Here is a 12,685-nt window from a genome sequence, read left to right on the forward strand (position 1 = left end):
TCGTGATCCCCGTTTCCCTGGCGCCGATGCTCGATCCCCGGAGAAGCCCATGAAATCGTCCCGCGTCGCCGTCCTCGCCTTCGCCGGCATGTTGCTCACGAGCCTTTCCGTCTACTCGTTCACCCCGCCCGGCGGCCTGCCCTCCTCGAACGAGCCCACCATCGGCGCCGAGGTCGCCGAGGACGACACCACGACCGAGAAGACGACCGACGCCACGACCCAGACCGAGCTCGCCCACTTCACCGCGGGTTCGACCGTGATGATCGAGGGGCGCATGGGTCACCCCAAGATCCTCAAGAACCCCCGCGGCGAGACGTTCCTCATGCTCGAAGCCCGCGCGAACGCGTCCGATCGCGCCAAGGCCTCGCCCCAGGTGAACCTCTCCATCGTCATCGATCGCTCCGGCTCGATGAAGGGCACGCGCCTGCGCAACGCCGTCAACGCCGCGATCGGCGCCGTCGAGCGCCTCCACGACGGCGACATGGTCTCCGTCGTCACGTTCGACACGCGCACCGAGGTCGTCGTCCCCGCCGTCGTCATCGGCCCCTCGACGCGTGGCTCGGTCGTCTCCTCCATCTCCGGCATCACCCTCGGCGGCGACACCTGCATCTCCTGCGGCATCGAGACCGCCATGGCCGAGATGAGCCGCGCGAGCGAAGGCCGCATCAGCCGCATGATCGTCCTCAGCGACGGCGACGCGAACCACGGCCTGAAGGACGTCCCCGGCTTCCGCAGCCTCGCCCAGCGCGCCCGCGACCGCGCGATCGGCATCTCCACCGTCGGCGTGGACGTCGATTACAACGAAAAGATCCTCTCCGCGATCGCCGTCGAGTCGAACGGCCGCCATTACTTCGTGGAGAACGACTCTGCGCTCGCCCGCGTCTTCGAGGGCGAGGCCGAGGCCCTCACGCAGGCCGTCGCGAGCGGCGCCGAGGTCGACATCGATCTCGCCCCCGGCGTCGAGCTCGATCGGGTCTTCGATCGCTCCTTCCGCCGCAACGGGAGTCGCATCACCGTCCCGCTCGGGACCTTCAGCGGCGGCGACGTGAAGACCGTGCTCGTCAAGCTCCGCGTCCCTTCGGATGCGAACGGCGAGCTGCCCGTCGCGAGCATCGACATGCACTACAAGGACCTCGTCAAGAACGAGGACGGCCGCTGCAACGGCAAGCTCGGCGTCGAGGTGGTCGACACGAACGGGAGCGATCTCGACGCCGTCGTCGCGGGCCGCGTCAACCGCAGCGAGACAGCCGCCGCCCTCGAAGAAGCCAACCGCCTCTTCGAGCAAGGCAAGGTCGCCGAGGCCCGCCGCCGCATCTCGGCCCGCGAGCAATCCCTGCGCGACTCCGCCGCCAGGGCCAAGACCTCCGCGCCCGCGCCCCGCGCCGCCGACGTCGCCTTCGACTTCGACCAGCAGCTCGCCGTCGTTCAGCGGGCGGAGGCCGGCTTCGCGCAAGCCCCGGCCGTCGCCGAGCCCGCCGCGGGCCCGTTCGCCACGCCCCCGCCGCCCGCGGCCGCTCCCGTCGAGGCCCGCCAAGCGCGCAAGGCCGTCCGCGCCAACCAGGAAGCCGCGACGAACATGGGCTTCTGAGCGAGCTTCAGTCCCCGCCCGTCTCCGCCCGCGTCGCCGCCAGCTCGTACTCGTTCGTCTCGCCCGGGTGCCGCTGCGACGGCTTGAGCCGCCCGGCCAGCTCCTCCAGATCCGCCAGCGCGAACGTCGACGACAGGACCGCCGCCCCGCGGCTGAAAGCGCGATCGTTCGCCTCCATCGCCGCCCGCTTCGCCCGGAGCGTCGCCTCGGCCTCGCGGAGCTCACGCGCCACGGCCGCGAGCGCCTTCTCCAGCGGCGGCAGCTCGAGCTCGAGCTCCTCGGCGAACGCCTCCCGATCGAGCGACAAACCCCGCCGCCGCGGCGCCGGCAGCCGGATCGACTCGTCCCGCAGCGCGTCGAGCACCGAACGCCCGATCGTCGCGAGCACGGAAGGATCGGTCGGCACCGCCTCGAGCAGGTGCAGCCGCGGCAAACCCGCCATCCCGCAGGTCGTCTCCACCGCGGCGCGTAGATCCACCAGGATCCGCCGCACCTTCTCCACCGCCTCGTCGCGCGCCTTGCGGGGCGCCGCGTCGTCGGCGAGCTCCCGCTCGTGGGCCGTGTCGGCCCGCACGAGGGCCTCGTTCTCCGTGGCGATGTGCCTCCCGACCAGCCGCAGGAAGAGCGCCACGTCCGGCATCTCCTCGTCGGGCCGGAGGTGCGCCGAGAGCAGCTCGGCGACCCGGGTCCCCACCTCGTTTGCGTGCGTGTGGGCTGCCGCGGTCACGGCGCGCGCGGACTTCTGCCGATCGGTGACGGCCTTGGATGCCATGCAGGGAAAGGACCTCCTCGTGCCGTGGCATCATCACCCTCGAAGCCGCCCCGTGGCAACGATCGGCTTGACGCCCTTCGGCGTTTGGTGCTTTGCACGGGTCCTGCCGTGCCCACGAGAGCCCCGTCCTCCCCCGGGCGTCGCCGCCGCCGCGCGTCGCCCCCTTCGCCCTCCGTGGCCGGCGCGCAGGCTCCCGCGCCCTCTCCGCCGCCGTCGCCCAGGAAAAAGCCTCGCGCGCGCCTCTCGCGCCGCGCGCGGTCGGCCCTCTTCGCGCTCGCGGGCGCCGCGGGCGCCGTCGTCGCCTCGCTCCTCGTCCTCGTCGTCGGCTACGGCCACCTGCACGCGCCCGACGAGGGCGCCGTGGTCGAGGTCGACTGGCCCGCAGGCCTCGACAGCGACCAGGCCGCGGCCCTGCTCGCCCGGCACGGCCTCGTCCGCAGCGAGGGCGCGACGGCCATGTTTTTTCGTACGACCGGCGGCACGGCGGCGTTCGTCCCTGGCCCGCACCTCCTCGCGCAGGGCCTCGATCCCTGGGACCTGCGCCGCCTGCTCGAGCGCTCGCCCAAGCGCCCCACCGTCCGCGTCACCATCCCCGAGGGGTTCCACCGGTTCGACATCGCGACGCGCCTCGAGAAGCTCCGCGTCGCCGGCAAGGGCGCCTTCCTCCGCGCGAGCGCCGATCCGCGGCTGCTCGACGAGCTCGGCATCGAGCGCAAGGGCGCGCTCGGCGTCGAGAGCGCCGAGGGGTACCTCTTTCCGGCGACGTACGAGTTTCCGATCGACGCCGATCCGCGCGACGTCCTCCGCCGCCTCGTCACGGAGGCCGATCGCCGCTGGGCGACGCTCGCGGTGCGGCATGCCGCGGGGGTGGCGTCGCTCCGCAGCACCCTCGGGTTCGGCCGCCGCGAGATCCTGATCCTCGCCTCGATCGTCGAGAAGGAGGCGGTCCAGGCCGACGAGCGCCCGCTCATCGCCAGCGTCTTCTTGAACCGGCTGCTCGATCCCGGGTTCAGGCCGAAGCGCCTTCAATCCGACCCCACGGCGGCTTATGCTTGTTTCTCCGAGCCCGACGTCGTCCCGGCGTGCGCCGGGTTCTCGGGCAAGATCACCCCGGCCATCAACCGGGATTCGAAGAATCGATACAGCACCTACGTGAACGACGGATTGCCGCCCGGTCCGATCGCGAACCCCGGCGCCCCGTCCATCGAGGCCGTGCTCTCGCCCGCGGCGACGAAATACCTCTATTTCGTGGCCAAGGGAGGCGGCAGGCACACCTTCAGCGAGGCGCTCGCAGAGCACAACGAGGCCGTCCGCAAGCTGCGCGCGGCGACGCCGAGCGCCGAGAGACACGAATGAACCCCTCCGATCGCAAGCGCCAAACGTTCGTCTGGAAAAACTCGTCGTGGCGCGTGGTCCTCGTGACCGCGCCGCTCCTCGTGGCCTGCTCGGGCGCCACCGCCCCCGACGGCTCGGCGCCGGCGCCGACGACGAGCGCCGCCGCCCCGCCCGCGTCGGCTTCTGCGGCCGCGCCTGCGCCACCTTCTGCGGCCGCGCCTGCGCCCTCCGACGCGCCCGCGGCCGCGCCGGCCTCCGCTTCCGCCGCCGCTTCCGCCGCGCCTCCGGAGGCGCCGAAGCCCGAGGAAGCGCCCCTGCCGGCCGTCAAGGTCAAGAACATCGGCATGCACATCGGCGGCGGGCCGCACGACGACGCCACGAAGGCCCCCTTCAACCGCTCGGTCGAGCCCCATTTCGACGAGCTTCGCCGCTGCTTCGCCAAGGTCGACGATCCGAAGAAGGGCGGCGATTTCGGCGTCGACCTCCTCGTCGACGGCAAGGGCGGCAAGGCGCAGGTCTCCCACCCCCGCACGGCCCTCAAGGGCGAGGGCTTCGTGCCGTGTGTCGTCGGCGTGTTCGAATCCATCGAATTTTTGAAGCCGAAGGGCGGAAAAAAGACGATGGTCAGTTATTCGATTCGCTTCACCCCCGAGGGGCGCTGACGACGCGCATCGCTCGCTTGTCGCGCCTCGCCTGCGCGCCATACTCTCCCCTCTTCCATCCACTTCTGCGAGGTCACTCCATGCGCTTGCTTGCTGGATTTCTCCGTTCGAACTTCCTCTTCTCGGGCCTCGTCGCGCTGGCCTGTCTCGGCCCGATCGCGTGCGCGGCGGGAAACGAAACGCGCGGCGCGGGAGGCGGCGGCGAGGGAGGGCAGGGCGCGCAGGGCGGGTCCGGCGGCGCCGGCGGTGAGACGGCCGGTCCGGGAGGCGCGGGCGGAGCGGGCGGCGCAGGCGGCATGATGAGCGGCTCGGGGGGAGCGGGCGGCGCGGGCGGCGCAGGCGGCGGCGGGGGAATGGGCGGGCAAAATGGGACGGCGACGAAGGCCGTCACCGTGTTCGGCGGCGGCAGCGCGACCATCGCGAGCGAGACGGACCTCGAATCGGGCGTGACGAAAACGACGCCCTGGCAGGCGCAGAGCACGGACGCGATCGGCCTCGCCTCCGACGGCACGGGCACCGGCATTTGCGTGCTCCGCTCGAACGTGAACGGCGAGCTTCGCGTCGCGCTTTACTCGGGGGGGGCGTGGACGCCCGCGTCCGGACAAACCGTGCCTTCGCTCGAGGCGGGCCTCCTGAGCGAGGGCGGCGCGCAGGTCGCGGGGGGCGGCGGCGTCGGGCACCTCGTCTACAAGGGCACGGACGGCTTCTATTATTATGGCCGTTTCCAGAACGCGCTCTGGGTGAGCAAGAAGGAGGCGATCACCGCGAACGGACAGCACTCCTCCGGGCCCAATCCGCCGGCCGTGGCGGCGATCGGCAATGCGCCCGTGATCGCGTTCGTCGGCGCCGACGGGACGTTTTACGATCAATCCCGCAGCGGCGGCGCCTGGTCGGCCGCCACGCCGCACCCGATCGCCGGCAAGGCCGCGCCCGCGACGCCCGGCATCGTCGCGCTCGACTCCGGCCCGGAGCTCGTCGCGGTCTTCGCGAACGAGGCGGGGAGCCTGCATTGGCTCTCGCGCACGAGCGGCACGTGGACGAGCCCCCTGCCGATCGAGGGCGCCTCGTCGCTCGATCAGCCGAGCCTCGCGCCTCTGCCCGGCGGCGGCGCGTTGCTCGCGTATCGCGGCGCCGACCAGCGCCTCTACACCGCGCGGCTCTCGGCCGGCGACGCGCCTGCGTGGTCGGTCCCCGTGGCAGGCGCCGGCGCGGCGAACCCGTTCCTGCTCGTCCCGCCGGCCGTCGCCCGCGGCGGCAAGGGCGCCGAGGCGGAAATGATTTACGCCGACAACCTCGGCAGCGTGTATTCGACCCGCCTCGTCGCGGGCGCCTGGATTGCCCCGGCATTCGCGGGCAGCGCCTCGGGCCGGGTTGCGATCGCCACCCTGCCTTGAGCTGCCCGTGCTAGCGTGGGCCCATGACTCACGCGCTCGACGACCTTCAGAGAGCCCGCGTAGGCGGCTGCCTCGTCCTCCGGGACAACCTCTGGAGTGATTGCGGCATCGACGGCATGCGCGGCGATTTTCGCCGCCTCACCGCCCAGGGCACGCGGGGCTTCTGCAACGTGAACGCCGGCCGCCACCACGTCGTCACGCACCACGAGGACGAGCCCATCGTCCTCGATCTCGTGCTCTACCCCGGCGAGACGCTCGTCCGGCGGCTCGACGTCGACGAGCGCGAGTTCGTCCTCGACGACCCCGAGACCGAAAAGAAATACCTGGCCCTCGCGGCGGGCGGCAGCCGCGGGGCCATGGCGGGCGCGCTCGTCGATTACGAAAAGGCGATCATCGCGGCGAGGGGCGGCGCGCCCGAGCTCTTGCCGGACGAGGTGGCGAGGCGCGTCGGGGCCGCATTCATCACGGCCGCGGAGCAGGCGGCGCGCGGCGCCGATCAGGGCGAGCTCATGGAGCGGACGTACAAGGCGGGCCTCGAGCTCATCGGCCACGTCATGCCCTCCTCGCACATCCAGAAGTTCGTGGGCCTCTTCTCGATGACGGCGTCGAAACACGCGATGGCGGGCGAATACGAGCTCGCCGCGCGGATCACGCTGCTCGGCCTCTCCATCCTGCCGGGCGAGCCCTGGCTGCTCGACCTCCTGGCGAACCTCTATTCGGACGGCGGCGCGCCGGTCTCGGCGCTCCCGTTCAGCGAGGAGGCGCTCCGGCGCGCCCACGTGTTGCCCGAGAAGCTCGCCCAGCAGCTCCGGGCGTCGTACGAGGAGATCGCGGCGGCGGCGCGGGGGAGCTGATCCTGATTCAGCCAGCCGCCCTCGTTGCCCGCGTGAGCGCCGTCCGGATCGCCCACGCGGCGAGCATCGCATTCACCAGGAAAAACCCGAGGAAGAGCCACCGCCCCGAGACCTCGGCGGCCCGCGCGTGCTCTGCATAAAGGGCCACGAAATCGACGGCCGTGATGCGCAGGACCTCGCGCACGACCGTCGTCCCGAGGATCACCAAGAAGAGCCCCGCCGACGCGACGGCCAGAGCTCTCCCGCGCCCCGCCTCGGCCCGGAGCAACCCCAGAAACCCCGCCGCTTCCACGACGACGCCGATCGCCGCCGCGACGAGCCACGGCCTCGCCATGGGCCCGATCGCGTGCGCCCTCGCCTCGGGCCCCACGAGCGTCGCGTATCCCGCCGCGCACGCGCCGGCGACGACGAGCCCCCCGAGCCCGATCCACGCGACGCTCCGGAACGACGCCGCGTCCGCGAGCTTCCCGGCCCGCTCGCGCCGGTGCAATTGCCAACCGAGCAACACCGAGAGCGTCGGGAGCGCGCCGAGCGTCCAGAGGAGCATCCGCGGCAGGATCTCGCCGTTCTCGTAGATCATCGCCTTCGACGCGTACATCGGCGCCCACGCCGCCTCGCTCCGCGCGAGCAGGTAGTTCTCCGTCCACGAGAGCGCCGTGAACAGGAAACACGCGAGCGCCCCCATCGGCACGAGCACCCCGAGGCGCGGGCGCTCCTTCACGAACGCCGTCTTCTGCGCATAGAGCAGGTAAAACCCGACGATCAGCGCCGGCAGGATGAGCATCCAGCGGTGGAAGAGCAGCAGGTTCGCCGTGTAAAACGATTTTTTGTAGAGGATCTGGATGAAGAGCAGCGGCGCGATCCCCGCCGTGATCGCGGCCGAGAGCGCGAACGGGAGCCAGTCGCGGAGCAGGTCCACGATCGCGTCGTTCGCCTCGGTTTTCCCGCGGATCCTCCGGACGACGAGGACGCCCGTCCCCGCGAGGACGTAGTTCATGAACACCACGTGCGAGACGAGCGTGAGCACGAACGTCACGAGGTAAAATGCGGTCGGCCCGGGGAATCCGAAGGGGAAGGGGCTGTCCATGATGACCTACTTTTTCACCGAGGCAGGGCGCGTCGTATACCCGGGCGCCGTGCCGGCCTCGTCGAGCCAGCGCTTGATCTGCGCGAGCGTGGCCGCGTCGTTCGTCACCTCGAAGGGGCTCGGCCTCTCGGCGGCCTCCCACTCGATGTACCGCACGAGCGCCTCGAGCTCCTCCGGCGTGCCGGCGAACGGCGGCATGAACGGCTTCGTGTGCTGGAGCTTCGCCACGTTGAGCCGCGTCTGCTCGCCCGTCCACGTGCCCGCGAGGTGCACGATCCCGTTCACGCCGCCCATCGTGTGGCAAACGCTGCACTGAAACCGGTACACCTTCGCCCCGAGGCGCACCTGATCATTCGGGAACACCTGGTCGTCCCGCAGCGGGTAGGGGTCGCGCGTGACCGAGCCCTCCTCCCGAAGCGTCACGATCTCCGCGGGCGTCATCGCGTTCGAGTAGAGCGTCTCGCGCACGGTGAAGGGCTTGCGCGCGCCCTCGCGGACGAACTCGCCGCCCGCGCTCGCCGCGAACCCGAGCGCCACGAGCAGCGACGCGGTCGCGCCGTTGACGTTGAGGCGGCGCCAGAGCAGGCCGACGATCGCGTAGAGTCCGACGAGCAGCGACGCGCCCGCGCCGACCCCGAAGAACATGCTCATCGCGGGGCTGCCGCCGAGCACCCAGCTCCGGCTGTCCTTCGGCATCGCGAAGAGGTACCAGGCCCCGAGCAGGGGCATGAGCGCCATCGGCGCGAGGAGGTGCGCCGCCCGATGCAGGAGCTCTTTTTTCTCGTCCTGCTCGAGCGTGGGTGAGACGCTGAGCACGAGCGCCGCGACGAGGGCCGCGATCGCCATGGCCGCGACGGTGCGGAAGAAGAGCGACGGCCAGAACGTGGGGTTGAAGAAGCCGGCCCAGAGATCGCCGCCCTCGAGCCAGGCGCCCGGCGTGAGCTGCCACGAGAGAATGCCGTTGATCCAGAACAAGCTGAACCACGACGCCGTCGTGTAGAGCCCGAGCAAGAAGAGACGCGAGCGGCTGTCGAGGTCCTTGCCGTAGCGGTAGAAGCAATATCCGGCGATCACCTCGAGCGCGAAGAACGTCCACTCCGTGGCCCATACCCAGTGGAACGTGTCCACCATGAGCCCGATCGTCCGGGGGCTCGTCTGGATCGAGGTGAACCACATCCCGACGCCGGTCAGGGCGCCGACGACGAAGCTCACGAGCACGAGGACCTTGAAGTAGCCGTCCGTGAACCGCCGCGCGGACGGGAGTTTTCCCTTGCCCGAGAGCCACTCGAAATACGTCATCAGCGCGCCGCCGCCGATGGCGAACTGCGCCAGAAAGACGTGGAAGATGCCGAGTCCCCCGATGACCAGGCCCTTCATGAGGGGACCAAAATCGTTCGTGGGGTAGTAGGGCACGCCGAGCGTTGAGGTATCCACGTTGACACCCTGGATGTAAGGGGTGCCCGGCGCGCTTTTCAATGGCAAAATCGCCGCGGTCGGGCCCGCGGGATGCGGCAGGTTGCCGCGGGACGTGGCGCGGCGGCCGGTGGATCGTCGGCGCGCCTCCGTTCGTCTCGAGACCTGCTACCGTGCGCGCCCGTGCCCGGTCGGTGGTTCGTCATGGTCGTGCTCGCTCTCGCGCTCGCGGGGTGCAAGGCGAGCTCGAACGAGGAGCGGAGGCCCGCGAAGCCAGGCCCGAGCGCGTCCGCCGCGGCGCCGTCCGCGCCGCTGCCCGAGGGCGGGGTAGGGGAAGCCAGCGAGATCCACGAGCGACGAGCGGACGCTGGCGCTCCGGACGCGGCGGTCGCAGGCGAGAGGCCGCTGCACCACGCGACGCAGGAGGGGCTGCTCGCGCTGATCTCGATCGCGCCGGGGAAGAAGTGGCGGAAGCGGGATCCGGGCGAGTTCTTGCGGCGCTACGTGGGGCCTGACGGGCCAGGACAAACGAACCAGGGCAACCCGGCGCTCGCCCGGCACGTGATCGGCCGGGCGCAATGCCTCGAAGGGCTGCGCGGGGTCACCCTGCAGACGGAGGCGCAGCGCGAGATGTGCGGCGGGCACGAGAACATGGTGCCCATTTACGCGGGCGGCGACGCGGCGAAGGCGAGAGCGTGCATCGACGTCTTCGAGTACCCGAACCGCGCCTGCGAGCTGCCCATGGTCTGGGTGCCGCCGGCCCACGCGGCGGCGCTCTGCGAGCTCCAGGGCAAGCGCCTCTGCACGCAGGACGAGTGGGTCCTCGCCTGCCGCGGTGACCCCGAGGGAGGCGCGCCGAGCACCTACGCCTACGGGAGCGAGCTCGACCTCGATATTTGCAACACCAACAAGCCGGCGGCGAAGTGGTCGGACAAACCTTGTGATCCGCGGACGATCGACACGACCTGGGCGACGTGCGCGACGAACACGGAGCCCGCGGGCTCGTCCCCGAGGTGCCGCTCGCGGTTCGGGGTCTACGATCAGCACGGCAACGTGGCCGAGGCGATGACGCGGTTCGATCCCGAGGAGGACAAGGTGGTCTCGCAGCTCAAGGGGAGCGCGTTTTTTTACGTCGACGTGGCGCGCAGGCTCGACGAGCCGCCGCGGCGCGAGGTGTACTCGGACCACTGCGCGCACGATCCCCGCTGGCACGTGCAGCCGATCCGGAAGGCGTTCCACGTGAATTACCATCTCGGGTTTCGGTGCTGCTTCACGAGGGGGAAGGGCTCCGGCGGGTGAGCGGTCACCTCGGGGGCGATCCAATGCGGATCCGCGCCGCGCGCGCGAGCGCCGCGAGCCGGTGGAAGAGTTTTCCGCGGCTGACCCCATAGTGCTGGGCGAGCTCGTCGAGCGTCATGTCTTCGAGGAAATAGGCGACGAACAGGGCGCGCTCCTCGTCCAGCATGATGGAGAGGGCCGCGTCGACGAGGCGCGCGGCGTTCGCCCGTTCGTCGAGGTCGGACCCGGGCGCGCGGGCCCGCGCGAGCCCACGATGCCCGAGCTCCTCGTATTCGTGCCGCGCCAGGCGGAGGAAGTTCTGGCCGAGGTGCCAGGTGATCCTCTCGATCCAGGCGCGCCTTCGCCCCTCCGAGGCGTCCTGCACCTCGTGCCAGCGCGGGAGAGCGATCTCGAACGCGTGCTGGACGATCTCCCTCGCGTCCTCCGGCGAGACGCCCAGGCGGCGGAGGCGCCTGCGAAGGAGCCGGACGGTGCTCTTGTAGAGATCGGCTTGCGCCTGCGCGAGCGGCGTGCGGGCAGAGTTCCGGGTCACACCTCCAAAATTTGTTGGCGAGCTCGACTTCTTAAAAAATCTCAGAATTCTGCGAGGGCCGGATTCGCAATATCGCTCGCCGAAATCGTCCCGGAAATCATGGTTGAGCTGCGGCTTCTGTTATCCTGGCCCCATGCTCCCGCTCCGCGCCATCTTCCGGGGCCCGCGCGTCTGCCTCCGCGCGCCTCGCGCCTCGGACGCGCCGCGTATCGTCGAAATTCGCGCTCGATCCCGCGAGTTTCTCCGGCCCTGGGTGCCCGTCCCCGGCCCCGACGAATTCGACGTCACCCTGGCGCGCGCCCGCATTCAGCGGGATCGCCGCGATATACGCGCCGATCGCCACTACCGATTCTGCATGACCCTCGGCGAGGCCGGCCCCGTCATCGGCCGCGTCGCCCTCTCCCAGGTCTTTCGCGGCATCTTCCAGAACGCCTACCTCGGCTACTGGATCGACGTCGAGCACCACGGCCGAGGCCTCACCACCGAGGGCGTGCGGCTCGCGCTCGACGTCGCTTTCCGCGAGATCGGCCTTCACCGCGTCCAGGCCGCCATCATGCCCCACAACGCCGCGAGCCTCGGCGTCGCGCGCAAATGTGGCTTCCGGCAGGAGGGCCGCGCCGAGCGATACCTCCAGATCGCCGGCCAGTGGCAGGACCACTTGCTCTTCGCCATCACGGCCGAAGATTGGGTAGACCTGCCGCGCTAGACCGCTTCGATCAGATCCTTCGCCATCGCCAGCGCGCCGCGCACGCCGACCAGCGGATCCGTCACCACGGCGATCGGGATCTCGGCCATGAGCGCCGCGAAGCGCCCCTTCTTGCGGAACCCGTCGAGGAACTGCTTTCGTCGCCCGAGCACGATGTGCCGCGCGATGTTGCCCACCACGAACACGCCCCCGAGCGCGAGCTGCTTCAGCGCGAGGTTGCCCGCCTCGGCGCCGTAGATCGAGGCGAAGAGGTCCACCGCCTTCGCCGCCGCGCGTGACGCGCCGGACAAACCGAGCTCCGCGATCGTGGCGTTCCGATCCCCCTCCGAGAGCCGCCGCTCCGTCGCTTTCGTCTCGCGCCCGCCGCGCGCCACGAAGAAATCGTAGAGCGCCCCGAGCCCATCCCCCGAGAGCACGCGCTCGTAGCTCACGTGATCCGGGAACCGCTTCGAAAGGAACTGGAAGAGCTCCACCTCGAGCGCGTCACGCGCCGCGAAATCCACGTGCCCGCCCTCGGTCGGCAGCACGAGGTGCCTCGACCCGTCCCACACGAGATGCGCCTCGCCGAGCCCCGTCCCGGCCGCGATCACGGCCACGCTCCGGCCCTTCGACGTCGGCCGCGCCTCGCCGAGCGGCACCACGACGTCCGCGGGCAGGTGCAAGCAGCCACGCGCCGCGACCGCGAGATCGTTCACGAGGACCACGCGACCGAGCGACAAGCTCCGCGCGAGCTTCACCTCGTCGAGCTTCCACGGCAGGTTCGTCACGGTCGCCGCCCGATTCCGGATCGGCCCCGCCACCCCGAGCACCGCGACCTTCGGCGGCGGATGATCGGCGCTGCCCAGGAAGCTCCGCGCGATCTCCTCGAACGTCGCGTGCTCGCGGCTCGGCAACACCGCTTCGAGCAGCAACCTCTTGCCGCGGCCGTCGTAGAGCGAGAGCCGCGTGCGCGTGCCGCCGATGTCGCCGACGAGGATGGATCCCGAGACGCCGCGCTTCTTCATCATGACCTTTCGATCCCGTACGAACATCGACGCGGGAAA

Annotated in this window: 12 protein-coding genes; 7 read left to right on the plus strand and 5 right to left on the minus strand. The window is 70.7% G+C overall.

Going from position 1 to position 12,685, the window contains the following annotated elements:
• Positions 1–49 precede the first annotated feature (49 nt).
• On the plus strand, positions 50–1,588 hold the full coding sequence (locus GF068_RS15825; protein ID WP_153820206.1) for a vWA domain-containing protein: 1,539 nt from the start codon (positions 50–52) through the stop codon (positions 1,586–1,588).
• 7 nt (positions 1,589–1,595) lie between these two features.
• Here the strand turns inward: GF068_RS15825 and GF068_RS15830 are convergent, their stop codons facing one another.
• A complete protein-coding gene (locus GF068_RS15830) occupies positions 1,596–2,360 on the minus strand; it encodes a hypothetical protein (protein ID WP_153820207.1) in 765 nt (254 codons plus the stop codon).
• A 174-nt stretch (positions 2,361–2,534) separates the two neighbouring features.
• On the opposite strand from GF068_RS15830, the gene mltG reads away from it, so the two are divergent.
• The 4 genes from mltG (at position 2,535) to GF068_RS15850 (ending at position 6,605) form a co-directional block, all read left to right on the plus strand.
• On the plus strand, positions 2,535–3,716 hold the full coding sequence (mltG, locus tag GF068_RS15835) for an endolytic transglycosylase MltG (RefSeq protein ID WP_338046408.1): 1,182 nt from the start codon (positions 2,535–2,537) through the stop codon (positions 3,714–3,716).
• On the plus strand, positions 3,713–4,357 hold the full coding sequence (locus GF068_RS15840) for a hypothetical protein (RefSeq protein WP_153820209.1): 645 nt from the start codon (positions 3,713–3,715) through the stop codon (positions 4,355–4,357). The genes mltG and GF068_RS15840 overlap by 4 nt, the downstream gene beginning before the upstream one ends.
• Before the next feature lie 80 nt (positions 4,358–4,437).
• Positions 4,438–5,751 carry a hypothetical protein gene (locus GF068_RS43585; RefSeq protein ID WP_170319475.1) on the plus strand — a complete coding sequence of 438 codons (1,314 nt, stop codon included), beginning with the start codon at positions 4,438–4,440 and terminating at the stop codon, positions 5,749–5,751.
• A gap of 23 nt (positions 5,752–5,774) precedes the next feature.
• Positions 5,775–6,605 carry a hypothetical protein gene (locus tag GF068_RS15850; RefSeq protein ID WP_153820210.1) on the plus strand — a complete coding sequence of 277 codons (831 nt, stop codon included), beginning with the start codon at positions 5,775–5,777 and terminating at the stop codon, positions 6,603–6,605.
• Positions 6,606–6,612: 7 nt separating this feature from the next.
• On the opposite strand, the gene GF068_RS15855 is transcribed toward GF068_RS15850, so the two are convergent.
• A complete protein-coding gene (locus tag GF068_RS15855; RefSeq protein ID WP_153820211.1) occupies positions 6,613–7,692 on the minus strand; it encodes a hypothetical protein in 1,080 nt (359 codons plus the stop codon).
• Between the two features lie 6 nt (positions 7,693–7,698).
• Positions 7,699–9,126, minus strand: a complete 1,428-nt coding sequence (locus GF068_RS15860) for a cytochrome ubiquinol oxidase subunit I (RefSeq protein WP_338046409.1) — start codon at positions 9,124–9,126, stop codon at positions 7,699–7,701.
• A gap of 162 nt (positions 9,127–9,288) precedes the next feature.
• Here GF068_RS15860 and GF068_RS47030 point away from each other — a divergent pair, with 162 nt between their 5' ends.
• Complete coding sequence (locus GF068_RS47030) at positions 9,289–10,404, plus strand: SUMF1/EgtB/PvdO family nonheme iron enzyme (protein WP_170319503.1); 1,116 nt, start codon at positions 9,289–9,291, stop codon at positions 10,402–10,404.
• Between the two features lie 4 nt (positions 10,405–10,408).
• Here GF068_RS47030 and GF068_RS15870 read toward each other — a convergent pair whose 3' ends face one another.
• Entirely contained in the window at positions 10,409–10,936 is a 528-nt protein-coding gene (locus GF068_RS15870) for a sigma-70 family RNA polymerase sigma factor (protein ID WP_170319504.1), read from the minus strand.
• A 133-nt stretch (positions 10,937–11,069) separates the two neighbouring features.
• Here GF068_RS15870 and GF068_RS15875 point away from each other — a divergent pair, with 133 nt between their 5' ends.
• Complete coding sequence (locus tag GF068_RS15875) at positions 11,070–11,642, plus strand: GNAT family N-acetyltransferase (RefSeq protein ID WP_153820214.1); 573 nt, start codon at positions 11,070–11,072, stop codon at positions 11,640–11,642.
• On the opposite strand, the gene GF068_RS15880 is transcribed toward GF068_RS15875, so the two are convergent.
• Positions 11,639–12,649: a glucokinase gene (locus GF068_RS15880; protein ID WP_240806936.1), complete on the minus strand. Its 1,011-nt coding sequence runs from the start codon at positions 12,647–12,649 to the stop codon at positions 11,639–11,641. The genes GF068_RS15875 and GF068_RS15880 overlap by 4 nt on opposite strands.
• Positions 12,650–12,685 lie beyond the last annotated feature (36 nt).

It is taken from the genome of Polyangium spumosum (assembly GCF_009649845.1).
GTDB classification, from domain to species: Bacteria; Myxococcota_A; Polyangia; order Polyangiales; family Polyangiaceae; genus Polyangium; species Polyangium spumosum.

Coding starts and splice junctions, on each gene's coding strand:
- GF068_RS15825 (WP_153820206.1), top strand. CDS start 50: ATGAAATCGTCCCGCGTCGCCGTCCTCGCCTTCGCCGGCATGTTGCTC.
- GF068_RS15830 (WP_153820207.1), bottom strand. CDS start 2,360: ATGGCATCCAAGGCCGTCACCGATCGGCAGAAGTCCGCGCGCGCCGTG.
- GF068_RS15840 (WP_153820209.1), top strand. CDS start 3,713: ATGAACCCCTCCGATCGCAAGCGCCAAACGTTCGTCTGGAAAAACTCG.
- GF068_RS43585 (WP_170319475.1), top strand. CDS start 4,438: ATGCGCTTGCTTGCTGGATTTCTCCGTTCGAACTTCCTCTTCTCGGGC.
- GF068_RS15850 (WP_153820210.1), top strand. CDS start 5,775: ATGACTCACGCGCTCGACGACCTTCAGAGAGCCCGCGTAGGCGGCTGC.
- GF068_RS15855 (WP_153820211.1), bottom strand. CDS start 7,692: ATGGACAGCCCCTTCCCCTTCGGATTCCCCGGGCCGACCGCATTTTAC.
- GF068_RS15875 (WP_153820214.1), top strand. CDS start 11,070: ATGCTCCCGCTCCGCGCCATCTTCCGGGGCCCGCGCGTCTGCCTCCGC.
- GF068_RS15880 (WP_240806936.1), bottom strand. CDS start 12,649: ATGATGAAGAAGCGCGGCGTCTCGGGATCCATCCTCGTCGGCGACATC.